Annotated in this window: 20 protein-coding genes; 16 read left to right on the top strand and 4 right to left on the bottom strand. The window is 51.5% G+C overall.

Annotation, left to right across the window (positions count from 1 at the left end; translation table 11 throughout):
• Positions 1–38: 38 nt before the first annotated feature.
• From P40081_RS24415 to P40081_RS24375, 9 genes are all read left to right on the top strand, one after another.
• Positions 39–1,058, top strand: a complete 1,020-nt coding sequence (locus P40081_RS24415; protein WP_039310015.1) for a LacI family DNA-binding transcriptional regulator — start codon at positions 39–41, stop codon at positions 1,056–1,058.
• Positions 1,059–1,241: 183 nt separating this feature from the next.
• A complete protein-coding gene (locus P40081_RS24410) occupies positions 1,242–2,222 on the top strand; it encodes an ABC transporter permease (RefSeq protein ID WP_231575181.1) in 981 nt (326 codons plus the stop codon).
• A 15-nt stretch (positions 2,223–2,237) separates the two neighbouring features.
• Complete coding sequence (locus tag P40081_RS24405; protein ID WP_039310017.1) at positions 2,238–3,125, top strand: carbohydrate ABC transporter permease; 888 nt, start codon at positions 2,238–2,240, stop codon at positions 3,123–3,125.
• A gap of 66 nt (positions 3,126–3,191) precedes the next feature.
• Entirely contained in the window at positions 3,192–4,832 is a 1,641-nt protein-coding gene (locus P40081_RS24400) for a type 2 periplasmic-binding domain-containing protein (protein ID WP_042138852.1), read from the top strand.
• A 61-nt stretch (positions 4,833–4,893) separates the two neighbouring features.
• The gene (locus tag P40081_RS24395) at positions 4,894–6,249 is read left to right on the top strand and encodes a glycoside hydrolase family 30 protein (RefSeq protein ID WP_042138851.1); all 1,356 of its coding nucleotides are present in this window, start codon (positions 4,894–4,896) and stop codon (positions 6,247–6,249) included.
• Between the two features lie 239 nt (positions 6,250–6,488).
• Positions 6,489–7,085 (top strand): RNA polymerase sigma factor, encoded by a 597-nt coding sequence (locus P40081_RS24390; RefSeq protein WP_042138850.1) that lies wholly within the window; start codon positions 6,489–6,491, stop codon positions 7,083–7,085.
• On the top strand, positions 7,021–7,806 hold the full coding sequence (locus tag P40081_RS24385; protein ID WP_156118676.1) for a hypothetical protein: 786 nt from the start codon (positions 7,021–7,023) through the stop codon (positions 7,804–7,806). The genes P40081_RS24390 and P40081_RS24385 overlap by 65 nt, the downstream gene beginning before the upstream one ends.
• A gap of 1 nt (position 7,807) precedes the next feature.
• Positions 7,808–8,713 carry an ABC transporter ATP-binding protein gene (locus tag P40081_RS24380; protein WP_331281679.1) on the top strand — a complete coding sequence of 302 codons (906 nt, stop codon included), beginning with the start codon at positions 7,808–7,810 and terminating at the stop codon, positions 8,711–8,713.
• Entirely contained in the window at positions 8,714–9,952 is a 1,239-nt protein-coding gene (locus P40081_RS24375; RefSeq protein ID WP_042138848.1) for an ABC transporter permease, read from the top strand.
• A gap of 98 nt (positions 9,953–10,050) precedes the next feature.
• On the opposite strand, the gene P40081_RS24370 is transcribed toward P40081_RS24375, so the two are convergent.
• From P40081_RS24370 to P40081_RS24360, 3 genes are all read right to left on the bottom strand, one after another.
• Entirely contained in the window at positions 10,051–11,067 is a 1,017-nt protein-coding gene (locus tag P40081_RS24370; protein ID WP_042138847.1) for an ABC transporter substrate-binding protein, read from the bottom strand.
• Positions 11,068–11,500: 433 nt separating this feature from the next.
• A complete protein-coding gene (locus P40081_RS24365) occupies positions 11,501–13,111 on the bottom strand; it encodes a response regulator (RefSeq protein WP_042138846.1) in 1,611 nt (536 codons plus the stop codon).
• Positions 13,108–14,847, bottom strand: coding sequence for a sensor histidine kinase (locus tag P40081_RS24360; protein WP_042138845.1), 1,740 nt, complete (start codon positions 14,845–14,847; stop codon positions 13,108–13,110). The genes P40081_RS24365 and P40081_RS24360 overlap by 4 nt, the downstream gene beginning before the upstream one ends.
• A gap of 318 nt (positions 14,848–15,165) precedes the next feature.
• Here P40081_RS24360 and P40081_RS24355 point away from each other — a divergent pair, with 318 nt between their 5' ends.
• The 6 genes from P40081_RS24355 to P40081_RS24325 all read left to right on the top strand — a co-directional run bounded on the left by P40081_RS24355 (position 15,166) and on the right by P40081_RS24325 (position 24,051).
• On the top strand, positions 15,166–16,773 hold the full coding sequence (locus P40081_RS24355) for an extracellular solute-binding protein (RefSeq protein WP_042138844.1): 1,608 nt from the start codon (positions 15,166–15,168) through the stop codon (positions 16,771–16,773).
• Between the two features lie 49 nt (positions 16,774–16,822).
• Positions 16,823–17,449, top strand: a complete 627-nt coding sequence (locus tag P40081_RS24350; protein WP_052421969.1) for a LacI family DNA-binding transcriptional regulator — start codon at positions 16,823–16,825, stop codon at positions 17,447–17,449.
• Between the two features lie 17 nt (positions 17,450–17,466).
• Positions 17,467–18,750 (top strand): alpha-amylase family glycosyl hydrolase, encoded by a 1,284-nt coding sequence (locus P40081_RS24345; protein ID WP_042138843.1) that lies wholly within the window; start codon positions 17,467–17,469, stop codon positions 18,748–18,750.
• A gap of 974 nt (positions 18,751–19,724) precedes the next feature.
• Positions 19,725–20,648 (top strand): ABC transporter permease, encoded by a 924-nt coding sequence (locus P40081_RS24335; protein ID WP_042138841.1) that lies wholly within the window; start codon positions 19,725–19,727, stop codon positions 20,646–20,648.
• A gap of 16 nt (positions 20,649–20,664) precedes the next feature.
• Positions 20,665–21,588, top strand: coding sequence for a carbohydrate ABC transporter permease (locus P40081_RS24330; RefSeq protein WP_042138840.1), 924 nt, complete (start codon positions 20,665–20,667; stop codon positions 21,586–21,588).
• A gap of 36 nt (positions 21,589–21,624) precedes the next feature.
• Positions 21,625–24,051 carry a glycoside hydrolase family 31 protein gene (locus P40081_RS24325; RefSeq protein ID WP_081970076.1) on the top strand — a complete coding sequence of 809 codons (2,427 nt, stop codon included), beginning with the start codon at positions 21,625–21,627 and terminating at the stop codon, positions 24,049–24,051.
• Positions 24,052–24,385: 334 nt separating this feature from the next.
• Here the strand turns inward: P40081_RS24325 and P40081_RS24320 are convergent, their stop codons facing one another.
• Positions 24,386–25,846, bottom strand: a complete 1,461-nt coding sequence (locus P40081_RS24320) for an alpha/beta hydrolase family protein (RefSeq protein ID WP_052421968.1) — start codon at positions 25,844–25,846, stop codon at positions 24,386–24,388.
• A 226-nt stretch (positions 25,847–26,072) separates the two neighbouring features.
• Here P40081_RS24320 and P40081_RS36600 point away from each other — a divergent pair, with 226 nt between their 5' ends.
• Positions 26,073–26,588: a stalk domain-containing protein gene (locus tag P40081_RS36600; RefSeq protein ID WP_052421967.1), complete on the top strand. Its 516-nt coding sequence runs from the start codon at positions 26,073–26,075 to the stop codon at positions 26,586–26,588.
• The last annotated feature ends 46 nt before the right edge of the window (positions 26,589–26,634 follow it).

Genomic DNA, 26,634 nt, shown 5'->3' with positions numbered 1-26,634 from the left:
AAACTATAAAAACGTTTTTATTGCAGAGGAACAATGATATGGGAAAGATAACAATCAAAGACGTGGCCAGAGAAGCAGGCGTCTCCATCTCCACGGTCTCCAACGCCTTGAATGACGTGGATGTACTCAACCCGGAGACCAAATCCCATGTGCTGAAGGTAGCGCAGCGCCTGAATTATGTTCCGAACCTGAACGGCAAGCTGCTGAAGTCCGGTACGACGAAGATGCTTGGTTTTTTCACCACAAGTGTGTCAGGTCCATACTTTTACAAGCTGGTAGAATCCATGGCCCGTCAATGCGACCGCCTGGGTTATGGCCTGAATGTATTTGTCACCAAGGACAAACAGGTGGTCATGAGCAATATTCTCGGACGGCGCGTGGATGGTGTCATTATCTACGAGGAGCTGGGCATCGACGAGAAGGATATTGCCGCGATGAAGAAAGACAAGATTAAGGCGGTATTTCTGGACCGGGTGCTGGAGGACGAGGGGATGGGGAGCATCATATTTGATTCTTTTGAATCCGGGTATGAGGCTACCAAATATTTGATCGGCCTGGGGCATAAGAAAATTGCCTATATCTCCGGCGTAGATACGATGTTCGACAGCGTACAGCGGCGGGAGGGTTATCTGGCAGCGCTCCGCCAATATCAGCTTCCGGTGGATGATGATTATATTCTTCAGGGTTATTTTGAGGAAGACAGTACCTATAATGCCGTGAAGTCCTTTATCCGCGTGCATCCCGAGAAATTGCCTGACGCCTTCCTGGCCGGTAATGATATCAGTGCGATCGGCTGTATCCAGGCGCTTAAGAGCTACGGGTATGAGGTGCCGGAGGATGTAAGCGTAATGGGCTTCGATGATATTGATATCGCTCCATACTATTCGCCGCCGCTCACGACAGTGAGGAATCAGATCGCAAGGCAGGGCATGCTGGCTATTGACCATCTGGTGCGCATGATTCAAGAGAAAGAGCAAGGCGCCGTACAGAAATTGCAGGGTGAACTGGTAGTAAGAGGCTCAAGCCATGTAAAGATGGACCGGAATGACCGCCCTTAGAGAGCAGGAGTGGTCGTTTCCAGATATAAGCATCCATATGTTTTCACACGATTAGGTTTCCTTCTGTTTCTACTTCATTGTTATATAAAAATATGCACAGCAGGGGGGCTTTTTTTTGCACGGAAATAAAAACGTTTTTATTGATTTGAACATCTGATTTCTTGATTTGGAGGGGAGAAGAACGTGAATAAAACAGCTGTAGTACCGCCAACTTCAATGCCGCCGAACGCCAAGAAGCCTATGGGGCAGCGGATCAAAGAGTTTGTAATCGATTACAAAAGGCAGTGGGAGATTCAATCCATGATTCTGCCGGGCATTATTTTTATGATTATTTTTTGCTACATACCGATTTACGGTCTGACAATTGCCTTCAAGAACTACACGGTCATAGACACACTATCTTCCGCACCCTGGGTGGGGCTGGATAACTTCAAGATTATTCTGTCTGACGAATACTTCTGGGATGCAGTCGTGAACACGCTGGGCATCAGCTTCCTGAAGCTTGGGATCGGGTTTATCATTCCGATTATTCTCGCCATTATGATTTACGAGCTGAATATGGGGCGCTTCAAAAAATTCGTCCAGACCATCTCCTACCTGCCGCATTTCCTGTCATGGATCGTTCTCGGCGGGATGCTGATCACCTGGTTCTCTACTTCCGGCTTGTTCAATGAGCTGCTGCTGAATCTGGGACTGATCTCGAAGCCGTCCAACATTCTGCTGGATTCCGGCAAGTACTGGTGGATTGCCACGTTGTCCGATATCTGGAAAGAAGCCGGTTGGGGCACAATTCTGTACCTGGCCATTATGTCAAAAATCGATCCGACCTACTACGAGGCGGCCAAAATAGATGGAGCCAGCCGGCTCCGGCAAATCTGGAATATTACGCTTCCGAACATGAAGTCGATTATCAGCCTGAATCTGATTCTGACTGTAAGCGGTTTACTCGGTTCTAATCTGGATCAGACGCTGGTCCTCATGAACTCCCAGAACCGGGCCAGAGCGGAGGTCATCAATTCGTATGTATACCGTATGGGGATGACGCAAGGTGACTTCTCGTATGCGACCGCCGTTGGTTTGGGTGTCTCCATCGTTTCAGTGATCCTGCTGGTTACGGCCAACAAAATCACCAGTAAGTTAAATGATAATCAATCCGTGTTATAAAGGGAGGCATGTGCTGTGAACCGAAAGGTGGTTAAAGAAGATATCGACAGCCGGATCTTTGACGCGGTCAATATGGTTCTGCTGATAATCTTCATGGTCATTATTCTCGTTCCCTTATGGAACGTCATTATTTCATCCTTAAGCTCAGGCAAGGCGCTTGCCGAGGGTGGGTTTATTTTCTGGTCCAAGGAGTTCTCCCTGGAGAATTACCGCGCGGTATTTAATGACAGCAGTATCGGGCAGTCCTTCCTGGTCTCCATCTCCAAAACCTTTGTCGGGGTCTTCACCCATGTATTCTTTTGCGCCATGATCGGCTATGGTCTCAGCAAAAGATACATCCGCGGCCGCAAGTTGTATGTGGCGATGGGCGTCATTACGATGTTTTTCTCCGGCGGGATGATTCCGACTTACCTGCTCATTAAATCGCTCGGACTCCTGAACAGCTTCTGGGTGTACATCATCCCCGCATTATTCAGCTATTACGACGTTGTCATTCTGATGAACTTTTTCCGGAATGTCCCGGATTCGCTGGAAGAATCGGCCAAGATTGACGGCGCAGGCGACTGGCATATTTTCCTCAAAATCTTCATTCCGCTCTCCATGCCCGCTATGGCGACAATCGCCCTGTTCAACGGGGTGGGGCAATGGAACGACTTCATGACAACGAAGCTATATATCACCAATCAGGCCCTTTATCCGCTGCAGATGAAGCTGTATGAGATTATCGTGCAGTCACAGACCCAGTCGATGCAGAACATCGGGGGCTCAGCCGTGATTGAAACCACCACCAAAGGGGTTCAGCTAGCAACAATTGTCATTACTACCCTGCCGATTGTTGCGATGTATCCAGTTCTTCAAAGGTACTTTATCTCCGGCATGATGATGGGGGCGGTCAAAGAGTAGAGAAGAAGAGGGGGCGTATTTTTCAAAAGAAATCGGTTTCTACATCATATTATAGGAGGTTTATCAATGATTAAAATGAATAAAGTTCTGGGGAATAAGGGTGTTAAGCTCGCGCTGCTGCTGATGGCGGCAATGCTGGTGGTGGCAGGCTGCAGCTCAAACGGCGGTTCGAAGAAGGGCAGCGATGTCTCAATAGAAGACCGCTACACGGTGGACCCGGAAACTCCGGCCTGGCAGCTGGATAAAAAGTCAGAGACTACGGAATTGACCTGGTATGTCAACGCGGACTGGTGGAATACGGACTTCGGCAAGGATGTGGTGACCAAGAAGATCAAAGAGGATCTGAACATCGACATCAAGTTCATTACGGGAGACGACACCAAGCTGAATACGTTCTTCGCGGGTGGCGATATGCCGGATCTGCTGACGATCTTCGACTCGAACTCTCCGGTCGTGCAGAAGGCCGCTACCTGGGCGCTCCCGCTGAATGATCTGGCCGAGAAATATGATCCTTACTTCAACAAGGTTGCTGCGGCCGACACGCTGAACTGGTTCCAACTGAAAGACGGCAAAACCTACGGCTATCCTAACTATTCCAATACACAGGCTGATTATGACAGCGGTAACATTCCGGCCAAAACGGCTTTTGTTATCCGCAAGGATGTCTATGAAGCACTGGGCAGCCCCTCCTTCGGGACCCCGGAAGAATTCAAGAATGTCATGAATCAGATCAAAACACAGTTCCCTGACATGATTCCTTTTGGATTCAACTCCATTGGGGAAGGCACAGGCTCGCTCGGGGATGTGCTGCAGGATTTCATCGGCGTTCCGCTGGAAACGGAAGACGGCAAGTTCTACAACCGCAATCTGGATGAAGATTATCTGACCTGGCTTAAGACGCTGAATGCCGTATACAGAGACGGGGCGATCAGTGACGACAGCTTTGCCGATGACGGTACAGGCTTCGAGGAGAAAGTGAAATCCGGTAAATATGCCACGATGCTGCTCGACGGTACTCCACAGCAGGGCGGGAATCTGCAGATCTTCATGAGTGCTAATCCGGGAAAAGAGTACATTGCCATCGATGGTCCACAGAGCACAGTGGGACATCAGCCGACCCTCAATCAATCCGGGATTACCGGCTGGATGATCAGCTACATCACCAAAGACTGCAAGGACCCGGCTAAAGCGATTCAAATCTTCACGTACCTGCTGAGCGAAGAAGGCCAGAAGCTGATGAACTATGGTATTGAAGGCGAGACCTACAAGGCAAATAGCGATGGAACGGTTGAATTGCTGCCTGAAGTGAAGGATCTGCAGCTGAATAATGCGGATAAGTTCAAGAAGGATTACCGGATGGGCGAATTCATGTTCTTCGGGCATGACCGCCACAAAGCGCTGAGCAAGGATGCCTTCCCTGAATCGATCAAGCAAATGCAGGAATGGGGCCAAGGCAAGCTGAAACCGCATTTCATTCTGGAGAATATCAATCCGGATCAGGGTACGGCCGAAGCACGCGGCCTGACGGCGATTAACACCACCTGGAACACAACAATGGTAAGCATGATCCGTGCCAAGGATGATGCAGCCTTTGACAGTACCTTGGCTGACTATAAAGCCTTCCTGGACAAAAACAGCTGGGATAAAATCGTAGAAATCCGCAGCGGGAAGATGAAAGCCAACAAGGAAAAGCTGGGCATTAAATAAGCAAGGCACAGGAAGGGGCCCGCTTTGGGCCCTTTTGCATAAAAAGATGGAGGGATAACACATGCGGGAAATTATCATGTATCAGTCTAACGGAGAAGACGAGCTGTTTGTGGAGCAGTCAGTTGCACAGCTGCCGCAAATTTCTGCTGATACGGTTACTGCCACAGTTGAGATAGATGCCAGTCATACGTATCAGGAGATGGATGGGTTCGGGGCCTCCTTCACGGACTCGGCCGCCTATCTGATTCATCAGGTGCTTGACGAGGAGCAGAGAACAGAGGTTATGAGCAAGCTGTTTGATCCGCAAGATGGCATCGGCTTGTCCTTCCTGCGGAATCCGATGGGGGCATCGGATTATGCCAGAACGGTCTACAGTTATAATGATCTGCCTGAGAACGAGACAGATCCCGAATTGTCCGGGTTCTCCATAGCCCATGATGAAGCGGATATTATTCCTTTATTGCAGCAGGCGTTGAAGCTGAATCCGGAAATCAAGCTGATGGCTTCACCCTGGAGCGCACCGGGCTGGATGAAGACCAGCGGGTCGATGATTACCGGTCAGCTGAAGCCGGAGCACTATCAGGTGTATGCGGACTATTTCGTCCGCTATATTCAGGACTTCGCGGCTCATGGTCTGCCTACCTATGCCGTCACTGCGCAGAATGAGCCGCTCTATGAACCGCAGCATTATCCGGGCATGCTTATGCTGCCGGAGGAGCAGCTGGAGTTCATCCGCAGGTTTCTGAAGCCAAGCTTCAGGAAGAATGGAATTGAAGCCAAAATCCTCTGCTACGATCACAACTGGGACCGGCCGGATTATCCGCTGACCGTTCTTGAGCAGGCCGAAGCGGAAGTGGATGGTGTAGCCTGGCACTGGTATGGCGGTGCACCGGCTGCGCAGTCAGAAGTGCTGGCGGCTTATCCCGGCAAAGAAGTACACTTCACCGAAGGCTCGGGCGGGGAATGGATTCCGCCGTTTGAGCAGGCGTTCTCCAATGTGATGCGCACGGGAATTGAGATTTTGCGGAATCACAGCAAGTCGTTCGTGCTGTGGAATATGGCGCTGGATGAACAGAATGGTCCAACCGTTCCCGGCTTCGGCAAGAGTACCTGCCGCGGAGTAGTGACGGTCAACCAGCAGACCAGGGAGCTTACATATACCCTGGATTATTACGCGCTGGCGCATTTCAGCAAAGTCATCCGGCCCAAGGCGCTGCGCCTTGCTTCTACCGCTAGCAATGAGCAAGTACGCTCCGTTGCCTTCCGCAACAGTGACGGATCGTTTGCGGCGGTTTTGTTCAACGACGGGGATACGCAAGAGAATGTAGCTGTGAAGCTGCAAGGGGATGAGGTACTGACCTTCCCCATGGCGCCTAAAAGTGCTGTATCATTGAAGGTGGACGGCAGTAGGGAGTAGCAGGCTCCCGACAAGTTCAGCCAGATCAGCTTGTGTCCAGTCACGTTATTTATTTACAAATAAAAGGAATCGAATAGATTAAATGAACAAGGCGTTCCGCAAAGCCATGAACTGGCTGCCGGGACGCTTCTTTTTTGCCGGAAATGTAAAAAATATCAATCTTCATCAAAAGGTCACAAATATACCTCACTTTTTATCTGCCAAATACAGTTATATAGAGTAGAAAGGAGAGGACGCAAGTGGATGAAGGTGAATGGGTTCGTCGCATCCAGGAGGGGGAGACCAGGTATCTGACGCCGCTGATTGAGCGGTATTACGCCGGAATACAGAAGTACTGTTATTACCGGCTCCGCAGTGAGGAAGAGTCCAAGGATCTGACCCAGGAGACCTTTTACCGGTTCTGCAGGCATATCGCAAGGTATTCGAATAGCGGGAAATGCCGTGCTTACTTATATACGATTGCCCGGAACTTATGTAATGACCAACTGCGGAAGAGAGTGCAGTTTCCCTCCATGGAGTTTGATGAAGCTGTCACCGGGGAAGCTGTCTGGCAGGGCCTTTCTATAGAGGAACAGGTGGAGAAGGGGCAGCTGGTCGATGAACTGCTTCACTTGCTTCCGGAGGAGCAGCGGGAGCCGGTATTTATGCGTTTTTGCCTGGATTTGACCTTCCGCGATATCGCCCGTATTACGGGAGTGAACGTATGTATGGTACAGTACCGTGTTAAGCGCGGGCTGAACAGTTTAAGGAGTCATTTGGAGAGGAGTGATTATGTTGAACAAGCATCAGCAGTCCATCATCGGAATCCTGCAGAACTCCCACTCGTTCCCCGTTGAGCGGAAGCGGCTGGAGGAAACTATCGGGGGAGCTGAGACAGAGCTAAGACAGGCGCTGGGCGGACGGAGAACAAGTTTAGCAGATTTCTATAAGCTGCAGCTCCGCTTCATCAGCCGGAAGGTATGGGCGGCGCAGCTGCTGATTGTTATGGGAATGGCATTCTTACTGCACAACTCTATGCAAGGGCAGAGGGCAAATATACAGCTTATGATGCTGGCCTCTCTGGCTGCACCTTTACTTGTAATCACAGGGATACAGACCATGACCCGGTCATTAAGCCGCTCTATGCTGGAGGTTGAACTCAGTACCTATCATCTGCTTGATAAGCTGACAGCTGTCCGGATGAGCCTGCTGGGAATGGCCGATCTGCTTGGATTAACGCTGCTTGGGGCCTTACTGGGTACATGGACAGATGCCGGAGTCCTGGAGATGGTCCTATACTTGCTGATTCCCTTTAATCTGGCTTGCTTTGGCTGTCTGTGGCTGCTAAACCGGGTGCGCACACCAAACTGCGGTTACTATTGCCTCTTATATTGCTGCCTGCTGGTGTTGCTACAGCTCATTGTTTCGTTTAATCCCCCGCTCCTGCTGCTCAATTCATCAGCTGCAGGAAGAGGTCTGGTGTTACTGCTGCTCTCGGCAGCAGGATTGGTCTATGAAGGGTACGGTATACGCAAGACCTGCCGGAGTCTGGAAACGGCCGCACAAGGAGGAGTATAGGATGCTGGAGCTGACTTTGAACCAGGTACATAAACATTTTGCCGCGAGGCATGCCGTAAACGGAGTTTCAATCAAGCTTAACAGCGGTGTATATGGTCTGCTGGGAGCAAACGGGGCGGGCAAAACAACGTTGATGCGGATGATATCAGGCATTCTGATACCAACCTCAGGGAGTATTCAAATGAATGGCCGGGACATTAGCCGGATGGGCGAACGATACCGTGATATACTCGGCTATTTGCCGCAGGACTTTGGGTATTACCCGGATTTCAGCGCACAGGAATTTCTCTGGTACATAGGGACATTGAAAGGCTTGAGTCTGCCGGCGGCAAAAGGAAAAACAAGGGAGCTTCTGCAGCTGGTTGCTCTGTCAGAGGTTGCGCGCAAGAAAATCCGTACCTTCTCCGGAGGAATGAAGCAGCGGCTCGGCATTGCCCAGGCACTGCTTAATGACCCCTGCGTTCTTGTGCTGGATGAGCCGACAGCAGGACTTGACCCCAAGGAACGGGTACGCTTCCGTAATCTCCTAGCCGATCTGGGCAAGGAGAAAATCATTATTCTTTCGACGCACATTGTTGCGGATGTAGAATACATAGCGGATCAGATTCTGGTGATGAAGCAGGGAAGCCTGCTGATGACAGGTACGGTGCAGCAGCTGACAGCTGCGGCTGAGGGCTGTGTATGGTCATGCCGAATTCCGGCCCGGGAGGTTGAAGAATGGAATGCCCGCTACTGCATCAGCAATCTGCGGCATGAAGGGGAGTGGGCAGAGCTGCGTATAGTGTCTCAGGAGAGGCCGGGGGATCAAGCAGTAGTTGCTGTGCCTACGCTGGAGGACTTCTATCTGTATCATTTTCAAGATGATTTGACTGTTGCAGCTGGTGCAGGCATACGGGAGGTGCAGTGAATGGATATATTAACCCGGTTTGAGTTGCGGAAGATTATTCGGAAGAAATCATTTTATGCAGGAGTCGCGATCATAGCGGCTGTGGCAATCTTAATGTCGGTTATACTGGTGAACAATGCGCAGATCACAGGCCGGGACGGCAATTTCTTGAATGGGGTTCGCGCGATCCGGCTAGAAAGAGAGTATGAACGACAGCTCGCGGGTCCATTAACCACAGACAAGCTGGAACAAACGATAATCCGGCATCAGCGCCTGCTGCAAGATCCTGATAATCTGGATGGGAAAGGGGAGCTGACCGTTAGTGCCTTTGCTAAGAATGAGGTCCAGTATGAACAGCTATATTCTTTAATTTCCCGGGCGTTCTCTCCTTTGAATGAATACGATTATTATATCCGCGATAAATTGCAACCTGGTGACGCCGTTGCCTTTTATCAGAAACGCATGGAGAGGGTACACGAATATTTGAATGCAGAGCATCCCGAGGGCAATTATTCGGCACAGGAGAAGGCCTTCTTTATCCGCATGAATGAACGTATCCCGGTTCCTTTTGAGATGAACTACGTCACAGGCTGGGCCAATGTGTTTGAGAACCTGCAGTTTATTTTTCTGTTCACTGCCTTTGTCATCGCAGTATGTCTGGCCCCTGTCTTCGCCGGGGAATATCAGAGCGGAGCCGATGCGCTCCTTCTATCCTCCCGTTATGGGCGCAGCAGGCTTATAGCCGCGAAACTGAGGGCAAGCCTGATTGTTTCAGTAATGCTGCTTATCTTTGGCCTGGGCCTCTATACGTTCCTGCTGCTTGGCATATGCGGTTTTGAGGGCGGAACCGCCAGTGTGCAGATGATTCAGTTTAGAGCCCCGGTTCCCTATACCGTCCTGCAAACTTATATGTGGGCAGTCCTGATCGGCAGTCTTGCATGTCTGCTGGTTGGCGGGATAACCCTGTGGATGTCCAGCCGTATGCGAAGTCCCTTCCCTGTGATCATTGCCGCCGGGATGCTGCTGTTCGTCCCCATGGCTATTCCGGCAAGTGAGAGCAGCCGGCTGTTCAATCATCTAATGGCATTATTGCCAAGCAATATGTTTGACAGCTTCCGGAAAATAACGGATTACGAGGTTATTCATATTTTTGGTCAATTGATTCCGGAGTATAAGGTTATACCTGGGTTTGCCGTTATCGTTATAGCTCTGCTGCTGCCATTTACGTACCGGGCCTTCAAAAACCATCAGGTTGCCTGAAAGTAAGCTGGTTTGAGCTGCGGGTTTATGGAGTATTGTTTAAAAAATAGGGGCTATCCAAGCAGCCAATGCACGGCTGACGGGATAGCCCCATTCTTTTATTTGGCGGACGTACGGCTGAAGATATCAGTGATCTCATCCAGCAGCCTGTCCAGCGTAATCGGGTCGTCGAAGTTGTACTTGCTGTCGAAGGTGTAGACGCGGCCTTCTTTGACCGCAGGAATGGCTTTCCATAAGCCGCTATCTGTAAGTGCCGTCTGTCTCGCTACGGTTTCGCTGCTGTTGTCGGTCAGAATGAACATGTGTGTGCCGATATACTGCGTCAGCACCTCGTCGGAGATGTTCGCGAACCGTTCGTCGGCATCAATCAGCTTCTGGACACCTTCTGTAGGTTTAAATCCGAGCTGTCCGTACAGCGTTTCGTTCAGGCCTTTGTTGCCCATGATATACAGGTCAGAGCCCAGGACAAGCAGGGAGGTAGCAGTTTCGCCTTCTGTTAAGTTCAGCTGTTCCTTCACAGCCGCAACCTTCGCCTTGTAAGCATCGAACCAGGTATCCGCCTCTGCAGTACGTCCAAACAATTCAGCTAACTGGCGCACGCGTTCTTCCGTGGGAAAGGTGCCGTCAAGACCAACCACTACGGTCGGTGCGATTTGACTTAGCGCTTCAATCCCGGTCTCATCCCAGTCGTCAAAGATGATCAGGTCCGGTGATAAGGCCAGGATCTTCTCTGGAGAGAACGGATACCCGATATCTTCAATGCCTTCGAGCAGATCAGGGTAGGCAACCTGCGTCCCGATGACACTAAGTGAGGCTCCTATAGGCTTCACTCCAAGCGCCAGCAGGTCGCCGGGATTGCTGCCGACATATACAATGTGCTGCGGATCGGCCGGAATTTCAACCTCTCTCTTTTTATAATCCGTGTACAGCCGTGTTGTAGCTGCAGCGGGCTCTGTTGCCGCCGGAGTGGCAGCCGGTGCTTCGGTAGCAGCTGCCGTTGCAGCCGCAGAAGCCGGAGCTGCGTTATTACTGTTGTTCGATTGTCCGCAGGAGGACAGAATCAACGTGAGGAGCAGAAGGGTTAAAGGAAGAAATATCTTTTTTGTGCTTAGCATGGATGACGCTCCTTTATGATAGTTTGTTATGTAACTGGCCCTTTATCAAGAAAGTAGAAGCCCGCGCAACGGCTTTGCCCCGCCTACTTGTAGTGAACTTAAAGGGATGTTTTCCTCTAACTGGCGTGTTCCGCTATTTACAACGGAGTTGAATGGTCCGCAGAGACAGGGGGAAAGGTTGAAGGTAAGAGCAGCCGGTCCTCATCTGTGAAATTGTCCTTACACCTAAATGAATATGATAATCATTATCACTAGATTATATTTTATTATAATAGAGAGGAACAGCAAGGTTGTCAATCCTCAAAGAAACTCTTCTAAGCAACAGCTCTATCAAAATCAATATAAATAAAATCCCCTACATCATTTTGAAGATGCAGGGGATGATTTTTGATTGAGATCATTTAGCTTTAACTAGATGAACATTATCATATAGCTACTGCACCGGTTGAGAATGCTGATCCTTCTTATATTCATTCGGCGGCAGGCCGACCTCCTGCTTGAACAGCTTCGAGAAGTAGGAGTAGTTAGTGTAGCCTACCTTGTTCGCAATGGTATAGACGGAATGGTGGGTCGTTTCGAGCAGATGCTTGGCGGCGGCGATACGGACTTGAATGACATAGCTGCCTAAGGAAATGCCGGTCTCCTTCTTGAACAGCCGGGCCAGATAATCCGGATTCAGGTAGACGATCTCCGCCAGATCGCCCCGGGTCAGATCATCGCCGTAATGGGTATGGATGTATTGCTTGATCTCTTCGGCTATCGACTGGGGCTGCGAGGTGAAGTCCCGGTATTTCATCGCCGTGCTGACCAGATAGTTCAGGTATTCCTCCATATCCTCAATGGATGCCAGCGAGTGCAGCAGCAGCTGGTCATGGGTTTTGCCGGTGTATAATTTGTGGACCTGAATGCCCTTCATTTTGAGGAAGGAGTAGACGAGCTGTACGATATCAAGCCGGAACAGGCTGAGGATAGAGGTATCCAGCGCCCGGCCCCGGAGCATCCCCCGCAGGTATCCGGTCACCTCGGCCAGAAAGGCGGAAAGGTTGTTCTGGCTGAGCAGTTCCTCCAGCTGCGTCAGATCCGGCGGAATATAAGCGGGTTTGCTGTGCTGAAGATACGTCTCCACCAGGAAGGTATGATTGCGGCTGCGGGTAATCTCTTCATCCATCGTGAGGGTGGCTTTGAAGATATTGCCGACGTCGCCGAGTTCACCGGCTAAGCCGATGGTGCAGCAGGCATCGCATTTTAAATACGGATTGGCTTTTTGAATAAAAGAACCGCATAGCCCTTCCAGCAGGTGAAGCTCAGGTGCCCTGTTCCATTTCAGAATGGCGATCCAGTTCGATTCCTTATATTCAAGAATGCTCTCGATTGAGAAAAACGGGCTCTTGTACAGCTCATACAGCACGTTCAGCAGCGCGAAATCAAACAGGTATTTCTCTTCCTTGCCCATGCTGCCGTTATGGGGGAACAGATTGAAGAGCACAGGCTGAATGATCTCATTCATCTGATAGCTCAGATTCTGCTCCTCCATGGCATGGAAGATGGCAGAGGTCCGGATGGGGAAGGCCGTGCTGTCATTGACCAGCTTGCGCCAGAAGTGCTCGAGAATTTTTGCCTGATTCTTTTGCCAGAAATGACCTTCCTGAATGGCCTTCTCGTTATGCTGCTGCTCCCGGGCACGGGCAATCGCTTTCTGGATAATCAGCATCAGCTTGTCGAATTCGATCGGCTTCAGGAAGTACTCGAAGCTCTGCAGCTCAATCGCCTTCTGGGCATAGTTGAAATCGGCATAGTTGGTCAGCAGGATCGTCTGGATCCTGTATTGCCGCTCTCTGATCCAGGCCAGCAGCTCCAGCCCGCTCCCCTGCGGCATCTCGATATCGGAGATGAGAATCTGTACAGAATGGTTCTCCAGGATGTCCTGGGCCTGTGACACATTGCTCGCAGTGAACACGGTTTCGATCTGAAGCAGCGCCCAGTCAATTCTCTTCTGCAGCGCGGCAATTACATAGTAGTCATCATCAACCAGTAAAATATTCATAAGAGTTGCTCCGTTCCTGTTGAGAGTTCCGGCAGATCCGGGAGGCAAAGGGTGATGCATGCGCCGCCTTCTGCGGGATTGGAAAAGCTGACGGTTGCTCTGCTTAAATATAGGTATTCCAGCCGTTTAAGCGTATTCATAATGCCGATCTGATTGCCTTTGGACTGGTCCAGCGGCTTACCCTGCACAAGCTTATCCAGCACCTCTGCGGGGAATCCGGGACCGGTGTCGGAAATCTGGATCACGGTCATTTCTTCATCATCTACTCTGCGGCGTTTCACAGTAAGCCGGATCTGCATCTCGTTAGCTCTGGAGATCGCGTATTTGACAGAATTCTCGATAAAGGTCTGCAGCACCAGCGGAGGGATCTTCATGTCCGTGGTCTGCGCTTCCTGTTCAATCTGATAAATGAAGGCGTCGCGGTAGCGGCTTTTCTGGATATCGAGGTAGATCCGCACATGCTCAATCTCATCCGCAAGCAGGACAAAGTCCTCGCTGCCTTGAAAAATATATCTGAAATATTTCGAGGTGGACATCGCCATCTGCTCAATCTCCTCGTACATTTGAATCTGCGCCATGCTGTAGATGCTGGTCAGGCAGTTCAGGAAGAAATGCGGCTTGATCTGCTGCTTCATGAAGTCCAGCTGGATATTTTGCTTCTCCAGTTCCTGCTCGTACATGGCGATTTTGTAATTGCGTATCTGTTCGACCAAATCCTTGAACTGCGCGCTGGCCTCTTCCAGCTCGATGATTTTGCTGTTTTTGAACCCGGCAGGCTGGCCGTCTTCATTAAGGTGCGTCAGACTCTCCGAGAAGCTCTGGATCGGTCCGAGCACCCTGCGGTTGAAGAACAGCATTACGGCGCAGAGCGTAGAGGTGACCATGAAGAAGAGCAGCATGATGAGCAGCTGGGCGATCATTATTTTCTCAAAAGCCCCGAATTTGATCACCATCTTGGCGCTGAAAGCCGTACCTGAGAATTCGCTCTTAATGATGGTACGGGACTGGAACAGGTTCCGGATGCCCGTCTCTTCCTGCAGAGGCTTGCCGCTGTTCGTAACCAGTGTGGATAGGTCTGTCCCGTTCTCATCAACAAGTGAAGCGTAGCCGTTCGCGCCCAGATTAATCTGGCGGAGCGGGGTAATGAGATTATCGGCCGAGATCATCCCGATGAAATAACGGTTGTGGTACGGAACAATGTTGATAATGTAATATTTACCGTTCACGAGTATAGGGGTCCAGCGGGAATAGAACTTCTCATACACCTCTTTATCATCGATAAAAGAAATAATCTGCTTCTTCAGCTCCCGGTAGACGGTATAATCGATGCTGATGGGGGCGCAATTCAGGAAGAAGGACTGGTTTTTTAGATAGTAGAAGAAGTTATATTCCTGACCGTAATTCTTCTGCAGCTCGGTGAACCTTTTATGCAGATCCTCGTTTGAATTAATGAACTCCTTGCTGGTCTTGTCGTGGGCATTCATCATATTCAGGCTCTCATCGTTCGCGAGCGTCCAGCCCATATAATGATTAATGTAGGCAAAATCATGATTAATCCGGTTGATATACAAATCGGCGGTATCCTGCAAATACCGGGTGGACTGCTGCTTGACGATGGAAATGGAAGCAACGCTGATGACAAGATCCAGAATAAGCACAATAAATGAGGTCAGAATCGTGATTTTTACATAATGGCGTATCGGGTAGGGTTTGTTTCTTGCCGGTTTTTTGGCCATAGTTGTCTGGTGAAGTCCTTTCCTGTATGTCCGTTTCCGGACGTACTACTTGCGAGTAGGTAACACAGTCATTATAAAACCCCGGGATCAAAAAAACATGGGGAAATCCCGGCTTTTCACCCCAAAGTCCGGATACAGCAAGTAAAAGTCTGAATAGCGTCATGAAAACTGCCTGAAACCGTTGGCTGGCTTCCCTAAATAATGTAAGCGGATGCATAGGTCCGAATAACAGGGCGTTATTGTCCAGAATGCGGAGAAGCAAGAAGGTATCATTAGGGATGTCAAAAGGATCTAATACACCGAAACGGGGGATTATGAATGGTTAAACAGAACAGGAAACCGGTGGCCAAGAAGTGGGCTATCTCACTAATGGCGGCAGTGATGCTTGTCGGACTGGCCGGATGCGGCGGCGGCAACAAAGAGAATAACACGGCGGCTGTAGACACGGACAGCTTCAATAAAGAAGGCCTGCCGATCGTCAAGGAGCCGGTTACGCTTAAGGTACTGACGGTACGCTGGGGCAGCATGGGGGATACCTTCACCAAGAACCAATGGCTGATTGATCTCGAGAAGAATACCAATGTCAAAATCGACTGGCAGGTCATGTCCTCCAACGACTGGGCAGAGCAGAAATCCATTCTGCTGGCCAGCGGCACCTTGCCGGATGTCGTGCTGGGCGATCAGACCTTCACCGACTCCGATATCGTGAACAATCTCAGCTATTTCCGTCCGCTGGATGATTATATTGATCAGTACATGCCTAATCTCAAGGCCGCGATGGAAGAAACACCGGATATGAAGAAGATCAGCACCTTCCCGGACGGTAAAATCTACTCCATGCCGACCCGCCTGCCTTCGCGTCCGAAAAGCTCACGCCAGCCGGTCATCAACAAAACCTGGCTCGACAAGCTGGGCCTGAAGGTTCCGGAAACGATTGACGAGCTCTACACTGTGCTCAAAGCCTTCAAGGAGCAGGACCCGAACGGAAACGGTAAAGCGGATGAAATTCCGTATATCGAAGTAAGCAATGATATGATCAGTCCGTTTGGAATTGCCGATCTGAATACCAACAACATGCTGGTTAAAGACGGAAAGGCTGTGTATTATCCGATAACGGAGGAGTACAAGGAAGGCATGAAATGGGAGAATAAGCTGTATTCCGAAGGTCTGCTCGACAAAGAGCTGTTCACCCAGGATGCAACGATGATCTCGGCCAAGTTCCAGAACCCGGATGCGCCAATCGTCGGCTTCACCTACCAGTGGACACCGGATGCCGTATTCGGCAAATGGAGTGACCAGTATGTAACGATTCCGCCGGTTGCCGGACCGGATGGTAACCGCTACACCATCGGCAATCCGATCGGGATGAGCCTGAACCGCAACGAGCTGCTGATCACTTCTTCCTGCAAAACACCGGAGATTGCCGCACGCTGGGCGGACCAGTTCTACACGAACGAAGCGAGCATCCAGAACTTCTGGGGTGCGATTGGAACGGTTATCCAGAAGAATGATAACGACACCTATACGCTGATGGACCCTCCAAGCGGAACCAGCGCAGATGCCTGGTACTGGGATCAGTCCCTGCGGGACTTCGGACCGAAATATGTCAGCCCGTCCTTCGAACAGAAGATCGTGCTTAACCCGGAAGCGGGTGACGGTCTTAAGCTGGAGCTCGACAAGCTGGGCAGTGAATATGTAACGACACCGTTCCCTAACGTAATGTACACTTCCGAGGAGTTCGAAGAGCTTCCGACGTTGACCACGGATATCGATACTTATGTGAACACCATGCGTGCACAGTTTATCAGCAAAGGGGATATCGACGGGAACTGGGATGCTTATGTGAAGAAGCTGAACGATATGGGTCTGGATAAGCTGGTGAAGATCCGCACGGATGCATACGGACGTTACAACAGCGTGAAATAAAGACTATAGCTCTAAAGATTCTACTGATCCGCGGAAGGAGGCTTCTACAATGACGGTTACGATGAAAAAAGTCGCCCGGAGAGCGGGAGTCTCCATCTCCACGGTCTCCCGGGTGCTGTCCGGCCGGCCGGTGGTCAGGGAGGAAGTCTCCCGCAAGGTGAAGCAGGTGATGGAGGAGCTGGGGTATACGCCGAATATCATCGCGAAGAGCCTGGTGTCGAAGTCAGCCCGCTGCTTCTGCATTCTGCTGCCGGGACCTTCAGAGCAGGCCATCTTAGGCCTGATGTTCATGGAGACCCTGCGCGGAATTATAGCGGAGGCGGGCCGCTTAGGATATGACACGATCATCTGTTCAGGTGCGGATGAGCAGGAGGAACTGAAGGCCGTCTCCGGTCTCTTGAAGGGGCACCGCGCAGACGGAGTCATTCTGCTGCGATCCAGCAGGGAAGAGGCTGTGATGGGGTATTTGCAGAGCAGCGGCTACCCTTTTGTCCTGGCAGGCCGCTGCGGCGGTGATGAAGGGATCATAAGTGCGGGTATACAGCAGAATATGGCTGATTTTGAGGCTGCACAGCAGCTGGTCAGGGCCGGATATGAGCTGGGCACTCTTGCTGTCCGGACATTAACCGGGAAGATCAGGCTTCCGGAGCATCTCAAGGTAAGCAGAATCGTGTAACCAATAGGAGTGTAAGTATGGCTAAATTAACGGAAGTGACTCTGCGGAACCAAGTGGTCTATTCCATCTATGTGCGCAATCACAGCGAAGAAGGAACCTTCAAGGCAGTAGAGAAGGACCTGGAGCGCATCAAGGAGCTTGGTGTGGATATCATCTGGCTGCTGCCGGTGCATCCGATTGGCCTTGCTGCCCGCAAGGGCGGGCTCGGCAGTCCTTATGCCAATCAGGATTACCGGGAGATTAATCCGGAGCTTGGCACTCTGGCGGATTTCCGGAGTCTGACGGAGGCCATTCACAGGCTCGGGATGAAATGCATCATTGATGTGGTCTATAACCATACCTCGCCCGATTCCTGGCTGGCAGCGCACCATCCTGAATTCTTCTACAGAACTCTGGAAGGCAAGCTCGGTAACCGTGTAGGCGACTGGGGCGACATTGTGGATCTGGACTATAACAATCAGGAGCTGTGGGATTATCAGATCGAATCGCTGACAATGTGGGCGGGAATGGTAGACGGCTTCCGCTGTGACGTAGCCCCTCTGCTGCCGCTGGACTTTTGGCTGCGCGCCAGGGAAGAAGTAGCTGACGTTAACCCCGGCTGCCTATGGCTTGCCGAATCGATCGAACCAGACTTCACGATGCATCTGCGTTCCCGGGGCATGGTCAGTCTGTCCGACAGCGAGGTGCTCCAGGCGTTTGATGCCTGCTATGACTATGATGTGTACCCGTATTTCACGGGCTATCTGAACGGCAGCGTTACGCTGGGCAGCTATATAGAGAAGATCAATGCGCAGGAGTATATCTATCCGGGCAATTATGTGAAGCTGCGGTTTCTGGAGAACCATGACCGGCCGCGGGCCAAGGCACTGTTCCCGGAGGAGAATGAGCTGATCAACTGGACGGCGTTCATGTATTTCCAGAAGGGAATGCCGCTGATCTACGGCGGGCAGGAGACGGAGAATGAAATCTGTCCCGATCTGTTCGACAAGAATACCGTTAACTGGAATACGGGCAAGGACCTGTCCTGGCTGTTCAAGGCGCTGTACCCCATTAAGCACAAAGCAATTATGGCCCATGGTGTCTGCCAGTTTACGGCACATGAAGAAGACGGAATTGTCTGCGGCATGCATACCTGGGGAGAGCAGAAGCTGGCAGGTGTGTTCAGCCTGAGAGGCAGGCAGGGAGATGTGGAGCTGGAGCTTCCGGATGGAGCGTATGTCAATCTGATTGACGGCAGCGCGGTAACCGTGGCCGAGGGCAGATTGCACTGCAGCGGCCGGCCGGTGATTATTGAAGCATGAAATAAGCAGTAGGAGCAAGCTTCAGGCTGGCTTTGGTAAAATGCCGTCCCGCACCGATGTCTGTTGCAGGGCGGTATTTTTGTTGGCAAGGGAAAGTCCCTTTGCTCCCGCCGGAAGTGGGCGGGAAGAGGGAAACAAAGGGATAAATCCCTTTAATCCCGCTGGAAGTAGGCGGGAAGAGGGAAATAAAGGGATAAATCCCTTTAATCCCGCCGGAAGTGGGCTGGAAGAAGGAAATAAAGGGATAAATCCCTTTGCTCCCGCCGGAAGTGGGCGGGAAGAGGGAAACAAAGGGATAAATCCCTTTAATCCCGCCAGAAGTAGGCGGGAAGAAGGAAATAAAGGGATAAATCCCTTTAATCCCGCCGGAAGTGGGCGGGAAGAGGGAAAATAAAGGGATAAATCCCTTTAATCCCGCCGGAAGTAGGCAGAAAGAGGGAAATAAAGGGATAAATCCCTTTAATCCCGCCGGAAGTAGGCGGGAAGAGGGAAATAAAGGGATAAATCCCTTTAAATCCGCCAGAAGTGGGCGGAAAGAAGAAAATAAAGGGATAAATCCCTTTAATCTCGCCGGAAGTAGGCGGGAAGAAGGAAATAAAGGGATAAATCCCTTTAATCCCGCCGGGAACGCTGGATGGGTTAAGCCTAATTCGTCTTAGCTGCCGGATTAGCCTTCCGGGTGATTTTGTACTCCGGCAATTATCCAAAATATGGGTTTATGCCCCGAAAGTCCGGATAACGTTAGCGGAGGTCTGCATACCGTCCGGTTTAGTGTCTCCCGGGTAACGGACCGCGCGAAGCTCTCTCCTGCGGACAACGAAAGTCCGGTTTACGCTGGTAGGAGGTCCGGCTGGCGCGGCGGGGGGCAGGTATACTGAATGAAAATATAGATAAGCGTATGCTACCGGAGCGGGTTTTGCCGAAGTCGATCATGAAGCTTATGCTAACAAACTCAAGTTTTAGGAGGGGTCACAATGAAATCCGGTCAGTCCAGTCCGGCAGCAGCCATCGGACAGATCAAACGAAATTGGGGACTGTATTTATTGCTGCTTCCCGCAGTTGTGCTTACGTTATTGTTCGCATACAAACCGATGTACGGAGTGCTCATCGCCTTCAAGAATTACAGCCCGGCACTGGGAATTGACGGCAGTCCGTGGGCGGGATTCAAGTATTTTGACAAGTTCTTCAATTCCTATCAATTCTCGAACACGATTAAGAATACGCTGATTATCAGCGTGTACAGCCTGATCACCTTCCCGATCCCGATTGTACTTGCGCTAATGGTCAATCAGATGCGGCCGAACCGGTTCAGACGTTTTTTCCAGACCGTGTCGTATATGCCGCATTTCATCTCCACAGTCGTAATGGTGGGCCTGATGATGATTCTGCTCTCGCCAAGCACCGGGCTGGTCGGTAATCTGTACAGCCTGTTCGGCGGGGAGGCTCCCGATCTGATGGGCTCGACCTCGCTATTCAGCAGTGTGTATGTCTGGTCGGATGTGTGGCAGCATGTCGGCTGGGACAGCATTATTTTCATTGCCGCGCTCTCGTCGGTCGATCCGAGCCTGTACGAAGCTGCTACGGTGGATGGGGCCAGCCGCTGGAATAAAGTCCGTTATATCGATATCCCGATGCTGATGCCGACGGCAATCACGCTGCTGATTCTGCGGGTGGGCGGCCTGCTCGGTGTAGGATTTGAGAAGGTCTATCTGATGCAGAATGATCTGAATATCACCTCCAGTGAGATTCTGTCCACCTATGTCTACAAAATCGGTCTGCTCAGCAGCCAATACAGCTTCTCGTCGGCCATTAACCTGTTCAATACGGTCATCAACTTTATTCTGCTGATCATGGTGAACCAGCTTTCCAAAAAACTTAGTGAAAACAGCCTGTGGTAGAAGGGGGAGCAGCACAATGGGAGTACTAGAGCCTGCAGCCAGCAAGAGAACTGGCAAAATCAAAAATAACCGGTCCTCGGATTCAGTAATGGAAATTATTATGTATGTTATCGCCATCCTGTTTTTGATCATCCTGATCTATCCGCTGTATTTCATCGTTATTGCTTCATTCAGTGATCCGTCTGCGGTGGCGGGCGGCAAGGTCTGGCTGTTCCCGAGGGGGTTCACGCTTGACGGTTATCAGGAGCTGCTGCGGCATAAAAACATCTGGATCGGCTACCGGAATACCATCCTCTACACGGTGGTGGGGACGGCCATCGGTCTGGTTGTGAATATATCGGCAGCCTACGCGCTGTCCAGAAAAGATCTGGCGGGACGCAAAATCCTCTCGCTGTTCTTCATCTTCACCATGTTCTTCAACGGAGGGCTGATCCCGACCTTCCTGACGATCCGGGACTTCCACATGTATGATACCTTCCTGGTTATGGTGCTGCCGTTCTCGGTTGGCGTCTACAACATTATCGTAGCCCGGACCTTCTTCCAGACGAGCCTTCCCGGAGATCTGTGGGAAGCGGCGCAAATTGACGGCTGCGGGAATCTGCGTTATTTCCTGCAGGTGGTGCTGCCGCTGTCCAAAGCGATTATTGCCGTGCTCGGCTTATGGATTGCCGTCGGATATTGGAATTCTTATTTCAATGCCCTGATCTATCTGAAGAATCCAAATATGTATCCGCTGCAGCTGATTCTCCGTAACATTCTGATCACGAATCAGATGCAGTCGGGCATCGGCAGTGGTGAAGCGGCACAGATTGCGCTGCGTCTGGCTAATATGATGCGCTATTCCGTTATTATCATTGCTACCGTTCCCATCATGTGTGTATATCCGTTCGTTCAGAAGTATTTCAATCAAGGCGTCATGATTGGTGCCGTGAAGGAATAGACAGATTGCTTATCTACGCAGAAATGAGGTTTATCGATGAATACAACAACTCAAGAGCTGCTGCCGCTTCCGGAGCACTTACGGTTCGCATCTGAACCAGCCGCAAGTGCAGGAGCAGTCATTCAGGGCGAATGCTACCGGTTCACGGTGCTTACTCCGGCGCTGATCCGGATGGAATACAGTCCGCAGGGGGGCTTCGAAGACCGGGCGACCCAAATGGTGATGAACCGTAAGTTCCCGGTTCCTGACTTCCGGGTGACCGATCTCGGGATCAGGCTTGAAATTATGACGGACCGCCTGCAGCTTACTTATGACAAAGCGCCATTCTCCCGGCATGGGCTGAGTGTGAAGGTGAGGAATGAATCCGGACGTTTGCTGAGCGTCTGGCACTATGGGGATGAGGTGCAGAATCTCGGCGGTACCGCGCGCACGCTGGATAATGCTGACGGTGCCATTCCGCTGGAACCGGGGCTGCTGTCGCGTGGAGGCGTTACGGTGGTGGATGACAGCCGTTCTCTGCTCCTGGAAGCAGACGGGACGTTGCAGCAGCGGGAGCAGGAGGGAATCGATATGTACCTGTTCGGCTATGGACATGAATACCTGAAGTGCCTGAAGGATTTCTACCGGCTATGCGGCAGCACTCCGCTGCTGCCCCGCTATGCGCTGGGCAACTGGTGGAGCCGGTATTACCGGTATTCAGAGGAAGAATACATGTCGCTGATCCAACGCTTCGGACAGGAGCAGCTTCCGTTCTCGGTGGCTGTAATGGACATGGACTGGCATCTGGTCGATATTGATCCGAAGTACGGCAGCGGCTGGACCGGCTACACCTGGAACCGGGAGCTGTTCCCGGACCCGCAGCGTTTCTTGGACTGGCTGCATGGCAGGGGCTTGCGCGTAACGCTGAATGTCCATCCCGCTGACGGGGTACGGGCCTTCGAGGAGCCGTATCTGGCAATTGCGGCGGAGCTGGGCATGGACCCGGAGCAAGGGGAGGCAGTGGAGTTTGATATTACCGATCCGCAGTTCCTGCAGGCTTACTTCAAGTTCCTGCATCATCCCCTGGAGGAAGAGGGTGTAGACTTCTGGTGGATCGACTGGCAGCAGGGCGGGATGACTAAGGTTCCGGGTCTTGATCCGCTGTGGATGCTGAACCACTATCATTATCTGGACAGCGGGCGGCGGGGGAAGAGGCGGCTTACCTTCTCGCGTTATGCAGGTCTTGGTAGCCACCGTTATCCGGTAGGGTTCTCCGGCGACACGATCATCACCTGGGAGTCGCTGGACTTCCAGCCGTATTTTACGGCAACAGCGTCGAATAGCGGGTATGGCTGGTGGAGTCATGATATCGGCGGCCATATGGGCGGGTATCTGGATGATGAGCTGGCACTGCGCTGGGTGCAGTTCGGCGTATTCTCCCCGCTGCTGCGGCTGCACAGCTCAGCCAGTCCGTTCAACAGCAAAGAGCCATGGCGGTTCAATCGAATTGCCGGGGAGGCTATGAAGGATTCCCTGCGTCTGCGGCACCGCCTGCTGCCTTATCTGTATACGATGAACCGTTATGCCAGCCAGGAAGGGTCTCCGCTGGTACAGCCGATGTATTACCATCACGCAGAGCAGCGGGAAGCTTACGGGGTGCCGAATCAGTATTATTTCGGCACCGAGCTGATCGCTTGCCCGATTACCCAGCCTGTACATTCCAAGACAGGCGTGGCGGAGTTCAAGGCCTGGCTGCCGGAAGGGCTGTGGACCGACTTCTTCAGCGGAAGAGTCTATGACGGCGGCAGAAGGCTATCCTTGTACCGCACGCTGGAGCAGATTCCGGTGCTGGCGAAGGCGGGGGCCATCGTGCCGATGGCCGATCTGAGCGGGCATACATCAGCGGTAGACAATCCGCAGCAGCTGGAGGTAAGGGTGTTCGCCGGAGCGGACGGCCAGTTCCAGCTCTGGGAGGACGCAGGTGACACTGCGGAAGACCTGGACGGGAACTGGTGTGTTACCGGGATGGCCCTGGCATGGGGACAAGCCGGACAGTCGGCGGTCTTCACCATTCAGCCTGCGCAAGGTAATACTGCGGTGGTGCCGGAGCGGCGGAGCTGGAAGCTGGTCTTCATGGGCTGTGCAGAGACGGAGGTGACAGTCCAGGCTGGAGGAGCAGCGGTTGCGGGCGAAACCAAATATAATGAGGCTTCGCATACTTTGACCGTGACTGTGCCGGAGCTGGAGGTGACTGAGGAGCTGACGGTAACGCTCACTACGGCGCGGGTTGCGGTGAACCGGGTGGAGGAAGAGGTATTTGCGCTGCTAAACCGTGCACAGATCCGGTTCGACCATAAGGAACAAATCTATCAGCTGGTGAAGGAGAGCTCAGGTCCTGCGGCTACGCTTGCCGCGCTGACTTCTCTGGAGCTGGAGCCGGCGCTGTATGGGGCGATATGTGAGATTGTGACGGCCCGGCTGTAAGCGGGCTGCGTCTCCGGATGCGAAGCGCGGAGTATAATGTGAAGCGCGAAAGGTGAAGCATGGAACATGAGGAATGAACATGAGCGTGAGCATGAACATGAGCATGAACATGAGCATGAGCATGAGTATTGAGCATAAGCATTCAGCATGAACATAAGTATGAGTATGGGTATGAGTATGAGCATGAGTATGAACACGAACATTAAGCATAGAGCGTTCAGTGTTGTCCCCCTGAGAATTCCCCGTCTGCATAAACGGGGAATTCTCAGGGGGACTTTTTGAAGCCGGGCAGGTGGAGCATTCAGGATGGAGAATTAGATTCTGATAGGGGAGATTAAGGCCTAACCACCTCCACATACCCGGCATTCGTCCCGGCATTCGTCCCGGCAGCGGTCCCGCCATCCTCTCCATCCTCATGGATTTCCTTCAAATGCCTGTTGAAGAAATCCAGCACAAGCTGATTCACAATTTCGTTGCTTCGCCCGCCGTCAATGCTGCCCGTCATTCCGGTGTACTTCAGCAGGCTTGAATAGAGCTGCAGATCTGTAAAGTTGAAGTGCGCTGTGCCTTTGATATAGAGCTTGCCGCCCCCGCTTAGCCTGGCGTTATTCATTATTTTTTCCTCGGCATCGATATCCGGATCTGCAATCTGCTTCTTCCGGTTATAGTAATCCTCCGATTCTATGAACAAAAACGGTTTACCCAGGGACGGACCTGTGAGGGTATACAAACTTCCATCCAGATCAATTCCCGCTTTAAGCTCAGGAATGGAGAACATCGCCTCGTACGCAGCAGCTCCACCGAAGGAGTGTCCAGCTATCCCAATGTGATCAGTATCTATGTAATCTGCGAATTGCTGCTCCAATTGGCTGAGGACAAAGCGGTTATCGTCGTTCCATACGTCGCCTAGCTGCGTTCCTGTTGCTATGAAATGATCACTGCTTAAAGACTCGCTGAACCCGGTAACTGTACCGTCTGGAAATAAAGTAGCCGCTGTATTGTAGGTATGATCTACGGCCGCTACAATATAACCGTTCGATGCCAGGTTCTCTGCAAGTGTGGTATGCAGCAGGCTGGAGGTGCCGTTACCATGATTGATCAGGATCAGCGGATAAGGTCCTTCTGAGCGCAGCCAGTCCACATTAGGATAAGCATTCGTATGAATGTACTGCCAATAATCCAGGGAGAATGGTGGGATGCCCAATGATCCGGCAAAAGCGGACGTCAGCTTCCGGTTGCTTGGTCTATCACCAGGCAGCAAAGGTGCGGTCTGGCGATCATTCTTTGCAGTGGCCGGATACCAGACATAAACCATCAGCTCCCGTGAATCCCCGGGGTCAGGTGTCTGAGGTTCAGGCCGGCTGCTGTCGGTGAGATGTAGAGTCTGGATGCCAACGGCATATGGCCCTGCCGGAGCGGGGAACTTCACAACAGGAATCGTGGAAGACAGTACTGCCGAGCCGATCACCATAAGTATACCTGTTGCAGTACCTGCAACTACACGGCATCGTTTCAGCGAGCGGAATGCAGATTCCCCGGTTTTTTGGCCAACGGATAACAGCTTCTGCGAGCGGCCTCTGATTATGCCTGCCATGCGGAGGATCATGCCAAGCAGCACAATTACATACACACCCGCCATTTGCCAGCGGTACCCTTCGATCCAAAGCTGTGCCGCGCACAATGTAATACTAATAGCAGATAATACCAATTTTACCTTGAGAAATAACTTGCCTGACACGAAGCTGAACATTAATAATAATGCTGACACGGTCAAAATAATCTCCAATACTCTCATATGTACCTCCTATATTTATATCCACAGTAAGACCGCATGCTGCGTACCTTCGCCTCTCTAAAGTGTACAGACTGAAGGTTAAACTCAGGTATCCGCCGGGTTTAAATTTGGGTTAAAAGGTTCCTTCGGTCAGGCACATCCCACGAAATCAGCGCCAAAGGGCGGCACAGGCCGCTGTAAAATGATAGAATAGTAGTCATAGTCTTTGACGGGGAGTGAATTTCTTATGAAAAAGATTGCTGCCGGATTCATTGCCGGGGCGATACTGATGGTGGGTGCGCAGGCGCTGGGCGCTTCGGCAACACTGGTAGGAAAGGCAATTCAGGCGGAGTATACCGTGAAGGTGTATGGCAAGAAGCTGGCCGATCCGGCCATCGTAATTGACGGCAAAAGCTATGCGCCCGTACGCGCAATCGGTGAATTAGCCGGGTTCAAGGTTTCTGTAGAGGGCAAAACGATCAGCCTGGATGAGAAGTCAGACGGAGGCGCTTCTTCCTCAAGTGATAAGAATGCTATTCTCCGCCCGGTGCCGGTGATTACGCCTGATCCATCCTTAACCGTTACCAAAAGCAAAATCGAAGTCATTGACGCTAAAATTGATATTGCAGTCAATAATATTCTGGCCACCAGCAGCCTGCTGAAAGCGAGTCCGGACAGCGCTGACTTGAAACTGAAGCTGGAACAGTACAAAGCGGAATACGCTGACCTGCTGAAGCAAAAGGATCTGGAGCTGCAAAAATAAGCAGGAGCACGCACAAAGCAACAGGAGCAGGATGTCCCATACAGCC

Source organism: Paenibacillus sp. FSL P4-0081, from assembly GCF_000758565.1.
In the GTDB taxonomy this organism is placed as follows: Bacteria; Bacillota; Bacilli; order Paenibacillales; family Paenibacillaceae; genus Paenibacillus_AQ; species Paenibacillus_AQ phytohabitans.
This window is presented reverse-complemented; position numbering and strand designations above follow the sequence as displayed.